Source organism: Dorea sp. AF36-15AT (assembly GCF_003477705.1).
In the GTDB taxonomy this organism is placed as follows: domain Bacteria; phylum Bacillota; class Clostridia; order Lachnospirales; family Lachnospiraceae; genus Claveliimonas; species Claveliimonas ammoniilytica.
The window spans coordinates 24,773-43,100 of the sequence record NZ_QUDV01000011.1; the positions used below are offsets into that span (position 1 = coordinate 24,773).

Consider the following 18,328-nt stretch of genomic DNA (forward strand, 5'->3'; position numbering starts at 1 on the left):
TTTAATTACTGAATTTTACGCCTTCTGTATCGATACCAAACGCTTCGCATGCATCTTTGCCGTATTTTGCTTTGATCTCATTCATAGGCTCTTTAATCAACTCTTTAAATGGCTCCAGCTGTTCATCTGTCAGCTCATCCACCTGCATTCCGTTGTCTTTAAACTTCTCAACAAGAGTTTTCTCATCTTCAACGATTTTATCGTTACCCCACTCACAGGCTTCTGCAATACATTCTTTCAGAAGATCCTGTGTCTTCTCATCCAGACTGTCCCAGACTTTGGAATTGGCAATTACCAGATCAGCATCATAACAGTAGTTCCAAAGTGTCAAGTACTTCTGTACTTCATACATCTTAGCCGAGTCTGTGATCGGAACACCGTTTTCCTGTCCGTCGATGGTTCCCTGCTGGATCGCTGTAAATACTTCAGACCAGCTCATCGCTGTCGGGCTTGCGCCAACTGCCTGCCAGAATGTCATGTAAATCTCTGAACCAGGGATTCTAATCTTCAGACCTTTCAGGTCATCCGGCTTTGTAACAGCATGCTTACTGTTTGTCAGCTGACGGAAACCGTTATGAAAAGCTCCGAGATAGGTAAGTCCCTTATCATCCAACTCATCTGCATAATACTCACCGCCGGTTGTTGCAATAACTTCTGCTGCTTCTTCATAAGAATCGAATATCCAAGGCATTGTTGCGACATTCAGTAATGGATCGATCGCTGACAATGTACTGGTTGCATATGCTGCCAGGTCAGTAGATCCTGCACAGACATACTCTATTCCCTTGGTAGCATTACCGCCTGCCAGTGTGTCATTCGGAAATACATCGATCGTAATGTTACCACCAGACTTCTCTGACACCAGTTCTGCTAGCTTCTGACCAACCTGTGTGTCGATCTGTGTGTCCGTTCCGTTAACAGCCATGGAAAGATTCAATTCCGGGTATTCTGAATTTGAACCGGTGCTTTTCGTATCACCGCCGCTCCCGCATGCTGTCATGCTTGATACTATCATTGTTGTTCCTGCAAGAACCGCAAGAACTCTTTTATACCTCTTCAACAATAGTTCCTCCTCTCTTGAAATCCTTTTATTCTATTCATCCTTTTACATTCGTTCAATGTAGAACGTTGCTCTTTGCTTGTGACTTAATCATATCACTTTTGACCTAATAGTCAATAATTGTTTATTTTTTAACCACACATTTGTGTAATGTTTACAATTTCGCACTTTCTTTTTATTACTTTTAACCAACGTTCTACGTTCTATGTTTGTTAATTATAAGACAAGATTGTTATTTAATTATTCTATGTTTTCACTTGTATTTACTGCCTTTCTATAATTCCGCCTCTTTTTTCAAGGTTTTCATAACTCATAGTTTGTATTGTTTTTTAACAAAGAATAAGAGAATGAAAAAATTTCATTCTCTTGACTCACAATCTTTGAAATATTAATTCTTTTTCGATTTTCTATTTCTTTTCTGCTCTCAGACGGTTCACAAAATGTTCCAGTCTTCCGAGTGCTTCTTTCAGGTCTTCCAATGAATACGCATAAGAGATTCGCAGAAAACCTTCTCCGCAATCACCAAATGCGGAGCCCGGGACTGCTGCCACCTTCTCCTCTTCCAGAAAACGTGTCGCAAATTCTTCGGATGTCATGCCAAATTCCCTAATACATGGGAATACATAAAATGCACCGTACGGCTCAAAACATTCAATTCCCATACGTTTGAATTCACTCATCAGGAATCGTCTTCTCTGGTTATATGCATCCCGCATCTTCTTCACTTCATCCCCACAGTTGCGCAGTGCTTCCACTGCTGCATACTGGCTGTTGGTCGGTGCACACATGATCGCATACTGATGGATCTTCAGCATCTGATCCATAATGATCTGTGGTCCGCATACAAAGCCAAGTCTCCATCCTGTCATGGCAAATCCTTTGGAGAAGCCATTGATAACCAATGTTCTCTCTTTCATACCCGGCAGCGATGCTATCGAAGTATGTCCGCCTTTATAGGTCAGTTCGCCATATATCTCATCCGAAATCACATACAGATCATGTTCTTTTACCACTTCCGCAATCGGCTCCAGTTCTTCTCTGGTCATGATTGCACCGGTCGGATTATTCGGGAATGGCATGACAAGAATCTTGGTCTTTGGCGTAATAACTGCCTCTAATTCTTCTTTTGTCAGCTTAAATTCATTCTCATTTTTCAACGGAATCGATACTGGCACGCCATCAGCCAGAATCGTACACGGATCATACGACACGTACGATGGCTGGGGAATCAGAACTTCATCTCCCGGATCCAGCATCGCACGGAGTGCAATATCAATTGCCTCACTTCCGCCAACGGTCACCAGCACCTCATGCTTTGCGTCATAAGATACGCCGATCAGGCGTTCCATATATTTACTGATCTCATCCTTCAGTTCCTGCAGACCTGCATTGGATGTATAGAATGTACGTCCTCGTTCGAGTGAATAGATACCTTCTTCTCGTATTCTCCAGGGAGTATCAAAATCCGGCTCACCGACACCGAGCGAAATCGCATCTTTCATCTCGCTTACAATGTCAAAAAACTTACGGATACCAGATGGTTTGATCTCGGTAATCTTCTTAGATAATGGATTTCTTGTCATGGTGTCACCAGCATCCTTTCTTCCTGTTCCTTCTGTGCCAGGATGGTTCCGTGATCTTTATATTTCTTCAGTATGAAATGTGTTGCTGTACTTGTGATACCTTCAATCGGAGACAGTCTCTCAGATACAAAACGCGATACCTCAAGCAGTGTCTTTCCTTCCAGTGTTACAAGAAAATCATACGCGCCGGAGATCAGCGATACAGATGATACTTCCGGGTAATTATAAATACGCTCTGCCAGCTTCTCGAATCCCTTGCCGCGCTGTGGTGTCACACGCACCTCAATCAGTGCATTCACCTGCTCTACACCTGCTTTATCCCAGTCGATCATTGTATGATAACCGCAAATAATTCCTTCCTGCTCCATAGCTTTGATCTCACGAAGGACAGTAGCTTCGTCTGTTCCAAGTAAAACTGCCAGTTCCTTCGGATCTACTTTACAATTCTTTTCAATAAATTTTAATATCTGCACTCTTGTGTCTTCCATGGTGAACCCCTACTTTCTTATTACATAAAAAATGATGTTGGATGCCTACGGATTGTTCCGTGCTTTGCACTCCCACAATCCACCCTGGCATCTTAGAATACTTTCATTAATTCATCCGGAGCCGGCCGATCAATATATCGCATATCCTCTCCGTTATGAATGATCTTGTCGTTACTATCAGTTAGCTGTCCGATCACAGCTGCCTGTATACCTTTCTGATTCAGCGCATCTGCCAATGCTTCTCCATTCTCTGTTAACATCAGAAAACTTCCGCCAGAAGCAAGCTGATATGGATTCAGTCGGAAATGTTCACAAACCTCAATTGTCTCCTGTCTGACTGCAATCTTCTTCAGATCAAGATTAAGACCAAGCTCTGTATCCTTCGCCAAATCCCACAGCGACGCCAGTATTCCTCCACGAGATACCTGACGTATGACAGATACGCCCATGGCATCAGCAACTGCAATCTTTAACAGACCGCACAATTCACTGTCATAAGCTTTCATCTGTCCGATAAATGCCGGGGTAAATCTTTCCCGGAGCTCTGCTTCTTTCTCGCCAATGATCCGAAGCATTCCTTCCAGTCCTGCCCATCCGGCATATACGATGTCCTGTCCGGCTCGTGCGGTCAGCAGCGCATCTGCTATACGCTCTTTCTGATCTGTCTCGCCTGCTGCTGTAATCACAATCTGTGGTACTCGAAGCGCCGCACATTTCTCGCCTGCAATATAAAGTTCTTCCAGCTGAAAATCTTCCGTTTCAAGCTTTTCCATAGCTTTCGCTATATGATTCCGAATGGAATGCATCCTGGACTTATCCATATCCGCCGGAATCTCAATGCGGATCTCTGCTGATCCCGCATGAACGCCCTGCGCTGCCAGCTCATTAACCTCTATCAGAAGTCCGTAAGCTGCACCATCCCGCATACCTCCGTAATAGACACCTGTATGTGTCAGGAATGTCTTATAGACCATGCTTCATTCTCCTCATAATATCTATATAGTATCTATTCTTCACTTCCAGTGCTTCCAGAACTCTCTGAACTACTGGAACTATTGGAACTGCTGTAAATCCCTGCAATCGCATTATTGATCGCCGTCGAATCATTCGTCGCAACTGCGCTCTCTAACGCGCTGATCGCTGCTGCACTTCCTCCGGCGGTACCTACTTCTATCACTTCATCCGCTTTCTGGTAATAACTGGTGTTAAATACCTCACGGCTTACTTCTTCACCATCTTTATATACGACCTTCCACAACTGCGCCTCCCGCCCCGTATGCGGATTACCTGTATACTGCATTGCACCGAAATTGAGTGATGAATTAATCTTATAGGTAACAGAATACTGATCCACACTCAATGTCTCACTCTCAAATTCGATCGTTCGGTTCTTTGGTCTTGTTTCTTTTCCGTAAATAATCATACGGAGCTGATTATCAGAATCAATTTCTCCATAAATATATATCGGTGTATCATAAGAATTTTTAAAGCGGAAATCCATGAAACCACCAGCGATTGCCGCATCTCTGGATGGCTCCACGTAATCAACAGTCATAGAATGCGGATGTCTCTCTACCACTTCAAGTTCCGCATAGATCACTGCATTATATAAAGTCGTCGATACCTGACAGATTCCACCGCCATAAGACGGAACTACCTGTCCATTCTCATATGCGGTACCTTCTGCATAACCATGTTCTTCATCATACGGCGCCGTTGAATCATAGACCGACAATTCTTCACCCGGCTGTAAGATAATACCGTTCAACATAGAAGATCCTGTCTTCAGATTCGTCCAGCGTTCACCTCCGCCAGCATCTGTCGAATATGCCCCTAATTCATCCGTCATATCTTTCAGATCTGCCTTCGTCACCTCCGGCTTCTCTGTCTTAATCACAACCTGTTCTTCAAAGTCTTCATGCTTCCAGTTATCGTTCAAATCATCATTCAACTGCTTCACAGTCGCTTTATAATCAATGATCTCTCCTTCTTTTTCCGCTACGATAGAGACTTTTCCATCTTTATCCCTGGAAAGGCTTGCATTTTCCGGCCCCTGCAAAATATATCCGGCTTTCTCTTTTAATAGGGATTTAAGCTTCTTACGGCTTACGCTGTACTCTTCATCAATTACAAATGGTTCCTTCTCCAGTCGCTTCATCTGTCGATAGCGCATCCAGAGATTGCCTTTCTTACCATAGCTGACGGCCTCATCCACAAGCTGTTCTTCATCTTCCTGACCGGAGAATCCCAGTTCTTTCAGAAATGCCTCAACCTTCTCATCCCGGACTGTCAATGTTACTGTTTTGCTCTCATCCGTTGTCTTCCGGTTCTCCAATGCCTTCTGCGCCTCTTTCTTCGTCATACCTGAAAGATTGAGATCATTAATATATATATTATCACAGATAACATCATCCTTTACTTTTCCAACATAATTCTTCAACGCAGAATAAGACCCACCAAAGACAACTGCAAAAGCTGTCACGCCGATCACGATCAATGCTCTCTGCTTACGTTTACGCTTCATCGCTACTCTCCTGCTGCGATGCTTTAATTTGTTTGATGATGCCATCCTCTATCCCTCATTTACATTTCTTTATACTTTCAGCGTCTATATCATCATCGCCGGGAGTAATGTCGTTGCAACCATTGCCACTACAATTACCACGATCACAACGGCAACGATCCTTCTTGTATGCTTATTGTGGAAATTCATATTCCATGCCTCTTTTCTCTGTCTTCTTACAATTTGTTTTGTTTATTATCATACCTGTTTTAAATCTATTTTGCAATAATAACTGTACGCGCTTCGTGTGTTAACGGACTGCGTTCCCGGTAGTCGAAAAGCACCGTTTTATTAAGACACAGAAACCTTTCTAAATGCGTCATTTTCCGCATCTGATTCCGATCATATTTCTCATATCCCGGCAGGTATTTATGGCTTTCGGCCTCCTCTTCATAAAATGCACGGACTTCTGCCTTGTCCATCTGATATTCCCCGGCGAATTCCGGTCGGTTACCTGCATTCTCCCTGAGATAATAATCATAAGTAAGAAACTCTCTCACTACATCCATCTGCTCCGGTGCATACTCTTTCACAAACTCAAGCAAAATTTCGTATCTTGCCGCCCGCTTGTGATTAATCTTAAAATATCCATTCTTATCATAATATGCAGCCATGTCTGCATACATGATAAATGGATCTTTAAAATATTTTTCCAGCTCAGGCATGGTCTGCGTAAACTGTCCACTGTTATAGTAGACTTCTACCATTTCTTCGATTCCTTTTAGCCGAAGCACATCGTCATACGGAAGCCAGTCCGTGTACAACACTTCATACGGAGGTATATTTTTCACCACCAATCCGTATTCTGCCTGATGTTCCTGCATGTATGAACCTTTCAACACTTTCAAAAACCCCAGTTGTAACTGCTCCGGATGCAGTGCATATACATCATTAAAGCTTCTATGGAAACTTTTTAGATTCTCATAGGGCAGTCCTGCGATCAGATCCAGGTGCTGATGCACATTGCCATTCTTCTGCACTGCCCGCACATTCTCCGATACCTTTTCAAAATCCATTGTTCGGTGAATCTCTTTTACCGTATCCGGATTCGTAGACTGCACACCGATCTCCAACTGGATCAGTCCTGGGCGCATCGTCTGGATCAATGCAATCTCTTCTTCATTTAACAGGTCTGCTGCCACCTCAAAGTGAAAATTTGTAATGCCATTATCATGCTCTGCGATATACTTCCAGATCTCCATTGCATGCTGATGGCTACAGTTAAATGTTCTGTCCACGAATTTCACCTGCGGTACTTTATGGTCAATGAAAAACTGTAATTCCGGCTTCACTTTTTCCACATCCCGAAATCGAAGTATCTTATCTATAGACGACAGGCAGTAGCTGCATCGAAATGGACAGCCTCTGCTGCTCTCATAGTATATAATCTTATGTTCAAAATCTGCCATATCCTCATAAACAAATGGCACTTTGTTCAGATCCATGACCGGTCGCCATGGATTCTCAATAATCTCTCCGTCTTCTCTCCGCCAGGTAATTCCCTGAAGTCCGACAAGTTCCAGCCCTTCTGCCAGCTCAGCAAAAGTCTCCTCTCCTTCTCCTTTCATCACGCCTGTCACTTCCGGCAAACGCTTTAGTACGGCGATCGCATCGTAAGACACCTCCGGTCCTCCTAACCAGATTTTCGTGTCCGGAAGCACCTTGTGCACTTCCTGAAGTACCGTCTCCACATAAGAAATATTCCAGATATAGCAGGAGAAGCAGAGTACATCCGGCTTACGGCGGTAAATATCCATCAGGATGTCATCCGTCTGCTGATTGATCGTATACTCTGCCAACGCAATCTCTGTATCTGGATTTGTGACACGAGACTGCGCGTATGCCCTTAAACTATACACAGCCAGATTAGAATGTATGTACTTTGCATTAATTGCGGTTAATAATATCTTCATAATGAATTATTTTACACCAGCAGGATACGAATGGCAACGATGTGTGTTGACTTTTCCCTCGAAACACGATACAATATGACTCGTGCAGCCGGGGTGGTAGCGGTACCTTGCACCTGCAATCCGCTATAGCAGGGGTGATATTGCGCAGAGGGCATATGCTGGTGAAGCTGCCTTTGGAAAGTGACGTTGATGTCCGGGTCTCACGCGACGGAAATCTGTGAATCGTGTCAGGTCGGGAACGAAGCAGCACTAAGCGGAACCTTCCGGGTGCCGTGAGGGTGCCTGGACTGAGTTAACTACCAGAGTAACGTTTATTGGTTTTAAGTTCGAAGCGCAATGCACATAAAAAGACAAATCAGGCAGTCTGTCGGTTGACAGGCTGCCTTTTCTTATTCCATGCTTTCTGCACGCTTCTTCTCTTCTTTTTCTTCTTTTTTCCGCTGTCTCAATTCGCGGAAGAACTGTTTCATAAGCTGACTGCATTCTTCCTCCAGCACACCTGTTTCCAGTTCTGCCTGATGATTAAACTGTGCTATATGCAGCAGATCCAGTACCGATCCGGCACATCCCGCTTTCGGATTCATACATCCAACCACTACCCGCGGTATCCGGGACTGTATGATCGCGCCCGCGCACATCTGACATGGCTCCAACGTCACATATAACGTGCATTCTTCCAGCCGCCAGTCACCAAGCTTTTTACTCGCCTTTCGAATCGCTGCAATCTCTGCATGTGCCAATGGACTCTTATCCGTATTTCTCCGATTATATCCCCGACCGATAATCTTGCCCTCATGCACGATCACACAACCGATCGGTGTCTCATCCAACGCATAGGCTTTCTTAGCCTGCCGGATCGCTTCTTTCATATATTTCTCATCCATCGACATCATGACCATTCCTCCTTGCCGCATAGCGTCCTATTTACTTCGCATATGTCTTACTTTTCTGCACCAGTAGCCAAACATCTCATTTTCTTCCGACTCATCCTGCTCTGCCTGCACGAATCTGGTAAATCCAAATACTTCCGCTGCTTTCGCTTCCCTTCGGTGATAAATCCCCGGTACGCCTAACCACATCTGATTTTCCTCTTCCAACAGGATTAAGTAATGATAATTGTAATACCCATGCAGCAGAAAGCTATTATTTGCCACCCGCCATTCACACCGGGGCAGCATGGCGATCTCCTGTCTCTGGATCTTTCGTATCTGAGGTTTTGTCGGCTCAATATAACGGTCAATCTCCTCTTCTGTCAGAGGCACTTCCACGTCCTGCTTTTCTTCTTGCCCGGCTGTCTGCTCCGGTTCCACTGTTTCTTCCTGATCCTGCACAACTTTCTGCAAGATTTCTTCTGTTATAGTCACCGGAATCGGCTCCTCCTGCCAGATTCGAAGTTCACTGATCCGAAGCAGCGCATCACTCCACACCGCCGCATATCTCCGTCCGCTTTCTGACATCAGCAATATCCCGGCAATCGCCTCGTAATGTTCCGGTACTCCGGTATCCTCTGACGTATACACCAACCGATAATTAATCGTCGGATTCACATTCGTAACTTCTCCCTGATATACACACACCGGCACCTGCTCTTCAGGATAGAAAAGATACAGCTTCAATGCAGTCTCTTCTCCCAACCTGAGTCCCTTCCCATGTATATGAATCGTTGTACAATCATCGGCAGTCTCAACCTTTACAAATCCTACATTGCGAATCGGCCTGTCACTTTCGTATTCATACAAATAGCGGATAAACTGCTCCACATTCTCACTTCCGTTCGATGTATTCAAAACAGTTTATTCCGCTTATAATTCAAACATTCCTAATATACACTGGCTGTCAGTTCCTGATACAGTCGTCTCGCATAACTGTCCGTCATACCACAGATATAGTCTGTCGCCAGCAGTAATCGCAGATACAGTTTCTCTGCTTCACTCTTGCCCTGTGCATGGAAATGATAGGACCGTTTATAGTTACTGGATATAAACGATACCAGGCGACGGTCAATCGTTCCAAGTTCCTGTTCTTTATCATCATATCCGATTACCGCCCCGATAAAGCGATCCATCAGATAATTGATCATAACACTTTCCGATACTTCCATCCGATAAATAGTCTCTGTAGCAAATACTTCACGAAATGCCAGATCTCCAAGCAGATCCATCAGACGCTCCGCAAATGTCCCATGGAACAGATCATACGGATACGTTCCGTTCATGATTGCATCGTAATTAGATGTAAATCCATACGTTGCGCAGTTGATCAAAAATCCCTGTACCCGAACGATCCAGTTCTTCACAGCATATTCTTCCGGATCCTCCACATGCATATCTTCCGCTCTGCCATACAACTCCTTCAGCTTAGCAGCTGGTCGAAAACTGCTTCGCGGCTGTGCATAAAGTGTCTCCATCTCCTGTAGTTCTCTGTATAACTTAGCATAAGAAACGAATCCCTTTACAAATGCATCCTCAATATCCGCTGTCTTGTATGCGATATCATCTGCGGCTTCCAGAATAAATGTCAATGGATGACGCGATCCGTTGGTTCCTGTCGCTGTTTCCACTTCTCGGAATATTTCTTCATCTGCATGATAGAATCCCAGCTTATGACTCTTAATATCCCGACTCTTAGGCTCAATATCCAAAGACGTAACCGGATATTTTACAATTGTATTCAGCAATGCATACGTCAGATTCATTCCCCGGTCATCCACCAGATAATGAAGCTTTGTTACCAGGCGAAACGCCTGTGCATTTCCCTCAAAATGATACAGATCCTCCCGCATCTGCGGGGTCAGGATTTCATCCAGCGGTTTACCATGATATTCCAATGTATGAAGATGATCTCTGAACCACTCCCGGATCGCATCTTCTCCAAAATGTCCAAACGGTGGATTACCAATGTCATGGATCAGTCCCGCACACTGTAATACATTGCAGATATCTTCTTTCATCTGTACCGTAAACGACGGATCCTTCTTATATGTAAGAATGTTCTCTCCGATATTCTGTCCCAGAGACTTGGCAAACGAAGATACTTCCAGGGAATGCGTCAGTCTGGTACGAATAAAATCACTCTTGTCCAGCGGAAATACCTGCGTCTTATCCTGCAATCTGCGAAAGGACGCACTTCCTATAATCCGATGGTAGTCTCTCTCGAACTCACTGCGCAGATCTGATTTACCGTTGCTTTTTGCAATTTTCCCAGTTCTGTATCTCTGCGTTGATAATAATTGCTCCCAGTTCACTCCGTCACTTCCTCATAATCCCGTTATCTTTGCCGGACGATCTTTTTTCATTTAGTCCAGATAAATCGGTTCTTCGTAATCTTTGCCAAGTAACGCTTTCTTACGCTCCTGATATCCCAAGAATGCCCATTCCGTCATATCTGTCCACGCATGATCTCTACGATCATATACCTGCACATAACCGATGCGCTTTGGATGCATACGGACACTGTTGCTCTCATACTCATGTCCTGTATACGGATTCAACTCTCCGCGCTCCAGATCTTCCGCATCATCATCTTCCTCTTCTGCATAAACCGCCTGCGCGATCTCTTCTTCCTGAGCCGGCTGCTGTTCCTCATAATAAGTCTGCTCTGGCTGTACCGGTTCTTCATATTCAATAAAGTCACTTTCTTCTTCCATTGCTTCTAATGGTTCTGTGGCTTCCTCAATCTCTCGTTCGATCTTCTCTTCTTCATGCTTTTCTTCCTGACGCTCTTTTTTATTACGGCGCTGGAACATTGCTCTCCATCCGGTCAGCTTCTTCTCGTGATGAGTCTGCTCTTTCTTCTCTTCCGCGTAAGCTTCCTCATGAACTTCTTCCGGAATCTCCTGCTGAACCTCCTCCTGAACCTCCTCGTGGATTTCTTCATAACGAGGTGCTTCTGGGATCTCTTCGTGCGTTTCTTCATAGACTGCTTCGACTGCTTCCGGTGCTTCTTCTATCGGTTCTGCTTCCATTAACACCGGCTCGTCAGAGATCTCTTCCATTACAGATTCAGATTCTTCCGTCACAGGCTCTTCTATCGTCTCATTTACAATTGGAATCTCTCCAGTCTCTCTGCGTACCAGCTCCTCATGAATATCCATGTAATCGCCAAGCGTCATCTCTTTTTCAGATGCGCCGCTCATATCGGTTACCTCTGACGGAATCTGTTCCATTGCGGCATGAAGCTGTTCTGCTTCTCTCGCTTTTTTCTCCTTACGGGCCTTGGTCTTTGCAAGCTTATGCAGTTCCTTCTCTGTAGGGACAATATCCTCTACATTAGCTGCACGCTCTGCTGCCTCGCTGTCTGCAAGAATGCTCAGCTGAAATGGGCATCCAAGAATATCTGCGATCATACGCATATCCTGTTCCTGAAAGTTATCTCGTCCCAGCCTCTGCGTAAGATTCTGACGGGACATCTTCTTCCCGGTTCTCTCTTCAATTGTCTCTGCGAGTTCTTTGATGGTCATGCCTTTACGGCTTAAGATAATCTTGACTTGTTCTCCGAATGTAAGATCTAACATGATAATCTCCTCCTTATTAATCCTTCCGCCCTGCAAGATACAACGACGGACAGACAGAGTCAATGCCCTGTCTATTGTTTATACTCTCCCCACAGGTCTATCTCTCCCACAAACGAACTTATGATAACAAGTTCGTCTTGTAAACTCATAAGTTTCTTGATAAACCTATATTTTTCCCATACAATATTTTATCAAATGATATTTCGTTCGTCAAGATAATGAAGTTCACCAAATTTCTTTTCTGTACTGCATACGGCAATTCTGGCATCTCCTGCATCCGTCTGATACTCCTGATAATAGTATGTTCCCGGCACTGCCTCCGGCTGTCGCACCAGTCTCGCCCCCCGTTCATCCAGTGCTATCTCAAACTCACGCAGATCCTGTTTCATTCCCAGACGTATCGTCTTGATAAAACTCTCTTTCAACACCCAGTATCTGTAAAATCCTTCTGCCTGCTCTGCTTCTGTTGTCTGACTCTGAATCCAGGCCACTTCCCCTGGGCAGAAATATCTTTCTGCCAATCTCAGTTTGTTTTCTTTTATCATTTCCACATCGCATCCCACCTGTGCATCCGGTTGTGTGCTGACCGAACATAGCGCATATTTCCCGGAATGCGACAGATTATATGGCATCTGATCTGACAGCTCATAATAATTCCGCATCTGCTGATATAAAATCCATGCCCCTACGCTCTGCATTTTACCTTCTAAAGGTCTGATCCGGTCAGCTTTCTCCCTGCGCCAGTCCGGAAGACGGTTGTAACATCTTCTATATATCATGTCATTCTGAAGAGGCGTGACATCCATAATCCATGTGTGTACCATGCATTTTCCTTTCAATATACAAGTTATGGTAGTAACCATAATAAGCACTACCCAAAACAATTATCACCGTAACTATACCCAAGTATAACATTTACTATGTTTTATATCCATTCTTTTATTCATCCTCAATTAATCATTTTGCATTAAATAAGTATCGTATTGACAACAAATAAGATACAGGATATGATAAAAATACAATATATGCATACTACTATTTCACCATCGTTTTGCATGGTTATGGTAATTTATTTGCTTATTAACGATACGCGCAAATCACTGTATGATTGTATCATCAAATTTCTGTTTGATAATACAAGAGAGGAGTTTATATGTACGATATGACTGAAAAAGAAAGAAAAGATGCAAAGATGGCCACCTTATACGAATTACGCCTCATTTTTGCCAACGGCGAGAAAACCGAATATTCTAAAGATGAGATTGTGGAACTTCTTGATAAAATCGCTGTGGCTAAAGAACAAGAATAACACATTACCTCAAAAGAATACATAAAGACCGGGCAGCTGCATCTGACAGCCTGCCCGGTTTGCCTTTATGCTATTTTATTTCGTTAACTACTCCCCCGTTTCTTCTATGCTTATCATATTCTGTGCCACAGTTTCACTGATGCGATATACCATATCAGAGCCTTCCACCATGACGTATCTGTTCTCCCCTGCATCATCAGTCTTGCCCAGATACACGGTAAAGGTCTGCTCTTTATCTGAACTGTCAGTATATACCGCCTTCGCAGTAATTCTCTGGCTTTCATCCAGTCCATACTCCGCAAGCTGCTCTGCCGATGCATGATAATTCACACAATCTGTCAGACTCAATGTTCCAAAACCTCCGGCAAGTTCTCCGACCTGATCATCATCTTCATATACCGTATCTGTTCCATTTTCTGCAATCGCCACACTCTTCAGATTACCGCTTCCGATGGACGGAACTGTATCGTATTGAACCAGATTGGTCAGATCAAATTGCAGATGATTCTGGAAATCTGAACTGATCGTGTATACCTTTCCGCTGTCTTCCACTGTAGCATAATAGTTCTCGCCTGCGCCGTTGCCAATCAGAATCTCTGTTGTCACACCATCATTGTCCTGAAACTGAATTGTATAGGACGGTTTATCCAATCCATAATCCGACAGTTGATCCGGATTCTCCAGTTCCCTCACTGCCTCCATCTGCCGGATAGCATCTGCGGTACTCTGAACCGTGTCCTGATTCATTGGAATCTCATTATCTTCATCATATTCCCATGTATCATCCACCTTTGCAAACGACATATTCTGGCTTCCGTCACTATAAGAATATGCAGTAATATCACTGGCATCCGTCAGATATATCTTTGAAGCTTCTGCTTCCTTTTCTTTCTTCTTTTCCGACTTATCGTTCCATGCACTGGCAGCACCATTTGCTACAACAAGCAACAGAATCATAGCCAACAGAATGATTGTTTTTTTCTTCTTTCTATCCATAAGCCACCTTCCTGTCCGTGCTAAGCTTTTCGACGTTTCAGCCATTGCCGGAATCCGTAGATCAATACGATAATCGGAATACCGATAATACATGCAAATCCGATTAATCCTGTGTGCTGCATCGTATTATAAGTAATAGAAAGGCTCTTCGGCTCAATAGCCGCATTCTGTACGCCATCGAAGTTTGCTGTCACCGCATTGGCAAACAAGGTCAGATTCTCTAATGTTGAGAAAGAATCGGTAATCTGACTGTCCAGCATACTCTCAGAAGTAATCACCGTAAACCGACTCTTCACGGTCTCTGTTTCGGTATCGGAATCCTCCTCATTCTTATCTGTGACATCCTCGCCTTCAATTGTCTCCTCTGCAATTGCACCGAGTACATAAGTGCCCTTCTCCTGGCTGTCCTCCGTCACCGCATATCCATTCGATGATGTGGTCATAAATGATGTAGTCGTAATCGTATCACGTTCCGGATCTGTAAGTTCCATGCCCTGCGCATTTACCATCATTACCATCTGTGTACTCATACCGTTCATCAGATCTGAGTCCCCACTAATATCCGGGAATATATAATAGTAGTTGCCCTGATAACACCGTTCCATATCTGCAATGTAACCATTCACCCTCTGCATGCCATATTCTTTCAGCAATGCATCCAGATTAGGTACATCACCTTCTATATTACCAAGCAGCACCATCACATCACCGCCGGACTTCATGTAACTTTCAATCTGGTCCTTTTCTTCTGTTGTCAGATCTGCGGAAATACCATTCATGATCAGAAGATCACAATCATCCGGAACCGCACTTGTCATCAGCAGATTCAATTCTTCGGAAGAAACATTATTCTTATCAAGCTGATCCTGTACGGATGTGGAAAATGAACTCTCGCCATGTCCGGTTGTGTAATACACCTTATTCTGACTGTCATTCGTTACATAGTTGATCGCACTGGTAAGCTGTCCCTCGCCGTCAAACTGTGTTGCATCCGTGCTTCCTGTCGTGTAATATGCATACTCATCTGTAACCAGAATCTCGTCAAATGTGATTGTGTCACTTTTTCCGGTGTCTTTGCAAGACACTACGATCGAATTCTCTGACACATTATTCTTCGTAAGCTCTGCCGGATGAAGCACCGGATCTACCCATTTTACGGTCACGTCCTTAGACAGTGCCTGATACTTATTTAAAAATGTACGTATCCGTTCATCGGTACTGCTCTTCTCTGCATAAACGGTCACGGTTACCTTCTGGTCCAGCTTTTTCAATAATTTCTTACTGGTATCTGTAATCTCATAGATTTTATTGTCACTGACATCAACCTTCCGCACTCTTTCCGGAAGTCTGGACGCCAGCATGTTCACCAGCACTACAATACACAGCACCAGCACGATTGCACCTACACTGTAGCTGCCGTTGACTGATGCACTTTTCTTAAACTGCTCTTTCAAACGATTCATGCCGCACCTCCTAACTCCATCGTCTCTTCTGTATCATTTCCATCGTAAGAAATACAAAAAATACGATCAGACTCAGATACAGAATGATTCCACTGACATCTAACAGGTTATTGGAGGCAATGCTGTTAAATGTATCAATCAGGTTCAGCTTGCCACAAATGGTTGAAAGCAGGTTCTCGTAAACTTCTGACTTTACTACGTATACAATTCCATTTACTCCGAGATTCACAATCTCCAAGATCAGACATATCACCCAGTTCTGGGTCATGCGCCAGACAGCCCAGACTAACAACGACAGCAAAAATGCTATTCCAAATACATTAGCCATAGCTGACGAAGGCAGGAATCCTATGATTCCACTCCACAATTGAATAACCATTAGTATACCAAAGGTACCGATTGCCGCAATAATCTGACTCTCTGTCAACGATGACACGAACATTCCGATTGCAATATATACACAGCCCAGCAGAAAATATACCAGAATAGATAAGTAATCCGATAATATATAGGCCGTTCCCTGCATCTTGATTATTAAAGGAAATAACAGATATACCGCACATGGGATTCCTAAAATGGTAATCATTGCAAGGTATTTTCCCATTACGATCTGGAACAGGCTGACCGGCGCTGTCAGAAGCAATTGATCTGTTCGATTCTTACGCTCTTCCGCAAAGCTTCTCATGGTCAGTAACGGTGCTGCGATCAGCAGCATGAAGATACCGCCGGAAAGCACATAGGAAAAGTACGGATATCCGTAATTCAGATTATATGCCATAAAATATATACCTGAAAATGCAAGTAAAAATGCAATGATCACATAACCGATCATGGTATTAAAATATCCTTTTAATTCACGCCTATAAATCGCTGCCATCACCTGTCACCTCCTCTTTCCCATCATCCCGAATCTCCTGTTCTGCCAGAGACGCTGTATATTTGCCCTGGGTAAGCTCCAGGAATACTTCTTCCAGTGTAGTCTGCGACAGACTGAGTGTCGTTAACGGCTGATTATTTCTCGCAAATGCTGTAAATATCTCTTCTCTGATATCTTTCGCATTCCTTGTCTCAATCTGAGCTGTTGTCATCAGATTGTTATCCTTTCGGTAATCCACTTTCTTAATTCCGGATACTTCCTTCAGAATCTCCTGTACTCTCGTCACAGGTGCTTTTGCCTGCAGTTCAATATGTCTGCTGCTCTTAAGTCTGTTCTCCAGATTCTCCGGGGTATCACTTGCCACCAGCTTACCTCTGGAAATGATCATAATGTAATCGCACACTTCACGGATCTCTGCCAGAATATGCGAACTCAATATAATCGTATGCTTCTTAGACAGCTTACGGATCAGCTCTCGAATCTCAATAATCTGCTTCGGATCCAGACCAACTGTCGGCTCATCCAGAATGATCACCTCCGGGAATCCAAGGATTGCCTGTGCAAGCCCAACTCTCTGTCTGTATCCCTTGGACAGGTTCTGGATCAGTCGATTCTCCACTTCACGGATACCCGTCATCCGAATCACGTCATTCATCTGTTTTTCACGTTCTTTTTTAGGTATCTTCTTCAGTTCGGCTGCAAACTGCAGATACTCCCGAACTGTCATATCCATATATACCGGCGGCTGTTCCGGCAGATAGCCAATACTCTTCTTTGCAAGCTCAGGCTCTTTCAGAATATCATGCCCCTGGATTAACACCTTCCCCTCGGTTGCTCCAAGATATCCTGTCATAATGTTCATGGTTGTAGACTTGCCCGCACCATTCGGTCCGAGAAGACCATAAATATGCCCCTTTTCAATACGAAAGCTCAGATGGTCCACTGCTGTATGATCGCCATACATTTTCACCAGATTCTGCACTTCAATCACAATATCTTCCTCCTCTTCAATACTCTTAAAGTATCATTGTAAAAAGAAAGTATGACGATTCATTGTAAAAAATGTGTTTTTTGTGTGTTCAGTTTGTGAAGGTAACATTACCCGCATTCATGCTAATCTCAAACTAATTGCCAAAAAATAATCATCTGAAATATCAAAAGCAGGCATCCATGCTAATACATAGATGCCTGCTTTCACAAGTTATCTTGCTGTTTATGCTGATAATACATATTTAGTCTTTAAGTCATTGCAACGATTATAATTTATGAAACCTTCCTTTTGCAGACGTCCGACAACAATTCCACACAGGATATTTTGTTTCTGAGCAAAAGAGCAAATGGATGCTTTTGAAAAATCATTCAGAGACGTAAATGCATTAAATTCTACAGTAGGAATTAATGTCTCTTTTGCGAAGTTGTCAGCAGCTTCTTCGTCTTCATCTGTTGTACCATCAGATTGATTGATATGTCCAAGCAAAATATGACCGAGTTCATGAAATAAACTAAACTGTTAAGGAAACAATCGGAGTTGGTGTAAACGAAAAAGCAGCCTTGAGTTCTGAT

General features: G+C 43.6%; 16 protein-coding genes, 1 other RNA gene and 1 pseudogene. 2 read left to right on the top strand and 16 right to left on the bottom strand.

The features are described 5' to 3' along the window. Position 1 precedes the first annotated feature (1 nt). The 6 genes from DWZ93_RS13515 to DWZ93_RS13540 form a co-directional block, all read right to left on the bottom strand. Positions 2 to 1,060: a DctP family TRAP transporter solute-binding subunit gene (locus tag DWZ93_RS13515; RefSeq protein WP_243061301.1), complete on the bottom strand. Its 1,059-nt coding sequence runs from the start codon at positions 1,058 to 1,060 to the stop codon at positions 2 to 4. A gap of 407 nt (positions 1,061 to 1,467) precedes the next feature. Next, a complete protein-coding gene (locus DWZ93_RS13520; RefSeq protein WP_118383196.1) occupies positions 1,468 to 2,643 on the bottom strand; it encodes an aminotransferase class I/II-fold pyridoxal phosphate-dependent enzyme in 1,176 nt (391 codons plus the stop codon). Continuing rightward, positions 2,640 to 3,131, bottom strand: coding sequence for an Lrp/AsnC family transcriptional regulator (locus DWZ93_RS13525; RefSeq protein WP_118383197.1), 492 nt, complete (start codon positions 3,129 to 3,131; stop codon positions 2,640 to 2,642). The genes DWZ93_RS13520 and DWZ93_RS13525 overlap by 4 nt, the downstream gene beginning before the upstream one ends. A 92-nt stretch (positions 3,132 to 3,223) precedes the next feature. Then, positions 3,224 to 4,105 (bottom strand): AIR synthase-related protein, encoded by an 882-nt coding sequence (locus DWZ93_RS13530; RefSeq protein ID WP_118453257.1) that lies wholly within the window; start codon positions 4,103 to 4,105, stop codon positions 3,224 to 3,226. A 32-nt stretch (positions 4,106 to 4,137) separates the two neighbouring features. Then, positions 4,138 to 5,655 (bottom strand): VanW family protein, encoded by a 1,518-nt coding sequence (locus tag DWZ93_RS13535; RefSeq protein WP_118453258.1) that lies wholly within the window; start codon positions 5,653 to 5,655, stop codon positions 4,138 to 4,140. 254 nt (positions 5,656 to 5,909) lie between these two features. Next, a complete protein-coding gene (locus DWZ93_RS13540) occupies positions 5,910 to 7,607 on the bottom strand; it encodes a B12-binding domain-containing radical SAM protein (RefSeq protein ID WP_118453259.1) in 1,698 nt (565 codons plus the stop codon). 80 nt (positions 7,608 to 7,687) lie between these two features. On the opposite strand from DWZ93_RS13540, the gene ffs reads away from it, so the two are divergent. After that, positions 7,688 to 7,951: signal recognition particle sRNA large type (gene ffs, locus DWZ93_RS13545), an RNA gene on the top strand. Positions 7,952 to 7,996: 45 nt separating this feature from the next. Here ffs and tadA read toward each other — a convergent pair. From tadA to DWZ93_RS13570, 5 genes are all read right to left on the bottom strand, one after another. Beyond that, positions 7,997 to 8,497 (bottom strand): tRNA adenosine(34) deaminase TadA, encoded by a 501-nt coding sequence (gene tadA, locus DWZ93_RS13550; RefSeq protein ID WP_199665551.1) that lies wholly within the window; start codon positions 8,495 to 8,497, stop codon positions 7,997 to 7,999. Positions 8,498 to 8,527: 30 nt separating this feature from the next. After that, positions 8,528 to 9,394, bottom strand: coding sequence for a DUF6128 domain-containing protein (locus DWZ93_RS13555; RefSeq protein WP_118453260.1), 867 nt, complete (start codon positions 9,392 to 9,394; stop codon positions 8,528 to 8,530). A 32-nt stretch (positions 9,395 to 9,426) separates the two neighbouring features. Then, complete coding sequence (locus DWZ93_RS13560) at positions 9,427 to 10,851, bottom strand: deoxyguanosinetriphosphate triphosphohydrolase (RefSeq protein WP_118453261.1); 1,425 nt, start codon at positions 10,849 to 10,851, stop codon at positions 9,427 to 9,429. 51 nt (positions 10,852 to 10,902) lie between these two features. Continuing rightward, positions 10,903 to 12,120: a hypothetical protein gene (locus DWZ93_RS13565; RefSeq protein WP_118453262.1), complete on the bottom strand. Its 1,218-nt coding sequence runs from the start codon at positions 12,118 to 12,120 to the stop codon at positions 10,903 to 10,905. A gap of 191 nt (positions 12,121 to 12,311) precedes the next feature. Next, complete coding sequence (locus DWZ93_RS13570; protein WP_158574325.1) at positions 12,312 to 12,944, bottom strand: 4'-phosphopantetheinyl transferase family protein; 633 nt, start codon at positions 12,942 to 12,944, stop codon at positions 12,312 to 12,314. A 338-nt stretch (positions 12,945 to 13,282) separates the two neighbouring features. On the opposite strand from DWZ93_RS13570, the gene DWZ93_RS14890 reads away from it, so the two are divergent. Then, positions 13,283 to 13,429 (top strand): hypothetical protein, encoded by a 147-nt coding sequence (locus DWZ93_RS14890; RefSeq protein WP_199665970.1) that lies wholly within the window; start codon positions 13,283 to 13,285, stop codon positions 13,427 to 13,429. Between the two features lie 87 nt (positions 13,430 to 13,516). Here the strand turns inward: DWZ93_RS14890 and DWZ93_RS13575 are convergent, their stop codons facing one another. The 5 genes and pseudogenes from DWZ93_RS13575 to DWZ93_RS13595 all read right to left on the bottom strand — a co-directional run. Next, a complete protein-coding gene (locus tag DWZ93_RS13575; protein WP_158574326.1) occupies positions 13,517 to 14,425 on the bottom strand; it encodes a DUF4340 domain-containing protein in 909 nt (302 codons plus the stop codon). 20 nt (positions 14,426 to 14,445) lie between these two features. Beyond that, positions 14,446 to 15,888 carry a Gldg family protein gene (locus tag DWZ93_RS13580; RefSeq protein ID WP_118453265.1) on the bottom strand — a complete coding sequence of 481 codons (1,443 nt, stop codon included), beginning with the start codon at positions 15,886 to 15,888 and terminating at the stop codon, positions 14,446 to 14,448. Between the two features lie 10 nt (positions 15,889 to 15,898). After that, positions 15,899 to 16,765, bottom strand: coding sequence for an ABC transporter permease (locus tag DWZ93_RS13585; protein ID WP_118453266.1), 867 nt, complete (start codon positions 16,763 to 16,765; stop codon positions 15,899 to 15,901). Beyond that, a complete protein-coding gene (locus DWZ93_RS13590; protein ID WP_118383209.1) occupies positions 16,749 to 17,756 on the bottom strand; it encodes an ABC transporter ATP-binding protein in 1,008 nt (335 codons plus the stop codon). The genes DWZ93_RS13585 and DWZ93_RS13590 overlap by 17 nt, the downstream gene beginning before the upstream one ends. Before the next feature lie 222 nt (positions 17,757 to 17,978). Continuing rightward, a pseudogene (locus DWZ93_RS13595) lies at positions 17,979 to 18,260 on the bottom strand (ImmA/IrrE family metallo-endopeptidase); the annotation flags it as partial. Between the last annotated feature and the right edge of the window lie 68 nt (positions 18,261 to 18,328).

Bases quoted from the DNA above. Each gene is read 5' to 3' on its own strand.
- DWZ93_RS13520 (WP_118383196.1), bottom strand. From the start codon at position 2,643: ATGACAAGAAATCCATTATCTAAGAAGATTACCGAGATCAAACCATCT.
- DWZ93_RS13525 (WP_118383197.1), bottom strand. From the start codon at position 3,131: ATGGAAGACACAAGAGTGCAGATATTAAAATTTATTGAAAAGAATTGT.
- DWZ93_RS13530 (WP_118453257.1), bottom strand. From the start codon at position 4,105: ATGGTCTATAAGACATTCCTGACACATACAGGTGTCTATTACGGAGGT.
- DWZ93_RS13535 (WP_118453258.1), bottom strand. From the start codon at position 5,655: ATGAAGCGTAAACGTAAGCAGAGAGCATTGATCGTGATCGGCGTGACA.
- DWZ93_RS13540 (WP_118453259.1), bottom strand. From the start codon at position 7,607: ATGAAGATATTATTAACCGCAATTAATGCAAAGTACATACATTCTAAT.
- tadA (WP_199665551.1), bottom strand. From the start codon at position 8,497: ATGTCGATGGATGAGAAATATATGAAAGAAGCGATCCGGCAGGCTAAG.
- DWZ93_RS13565 (WP_118453262.1), bottom strand. From the start codon at position 12,120: ATGTTAGATCTTACATTCGGAGAACAAGTCAAGATTATCTTAAGCCGT.
- DWZ93_RS13570 (WP_158574325.1), bottom strand. From the start codon at position 12,944: ATGGTACACACATGGATTATGGATGTCACGCCTCTTCAGAATGACATG.
- DWZ93_RS14890 (WP_199665970.1), top strand. From the start codon at position 13,283: ATGACTGAAAAAGAAAGAAAAGATGCAAAGATGGCCACCTTATACGAA.
- DWZ93_RS13575 (WP_158574326.1), bottom strand. From the start codon at position 14,425: ATGGATAGAAAGAAGAAAAAAACAATCATTCTGTTGGCTATGATTCTG.
- DWZ93_RS13580 (WP_118453265.1), bottom strand. From the start codon at position 15,888: ATGAATCGTTTGAAAGAGCAGTTTAAGAAAAGTGCATCAGTCAACGGC.
- DWZ93_RS13585 (WP_118453266.1), bottom strand. From the start codon at position 16,765: ATGGCAGCGATTTATAGGCGTGAATTAAAAGGATATTTTAATACCATG.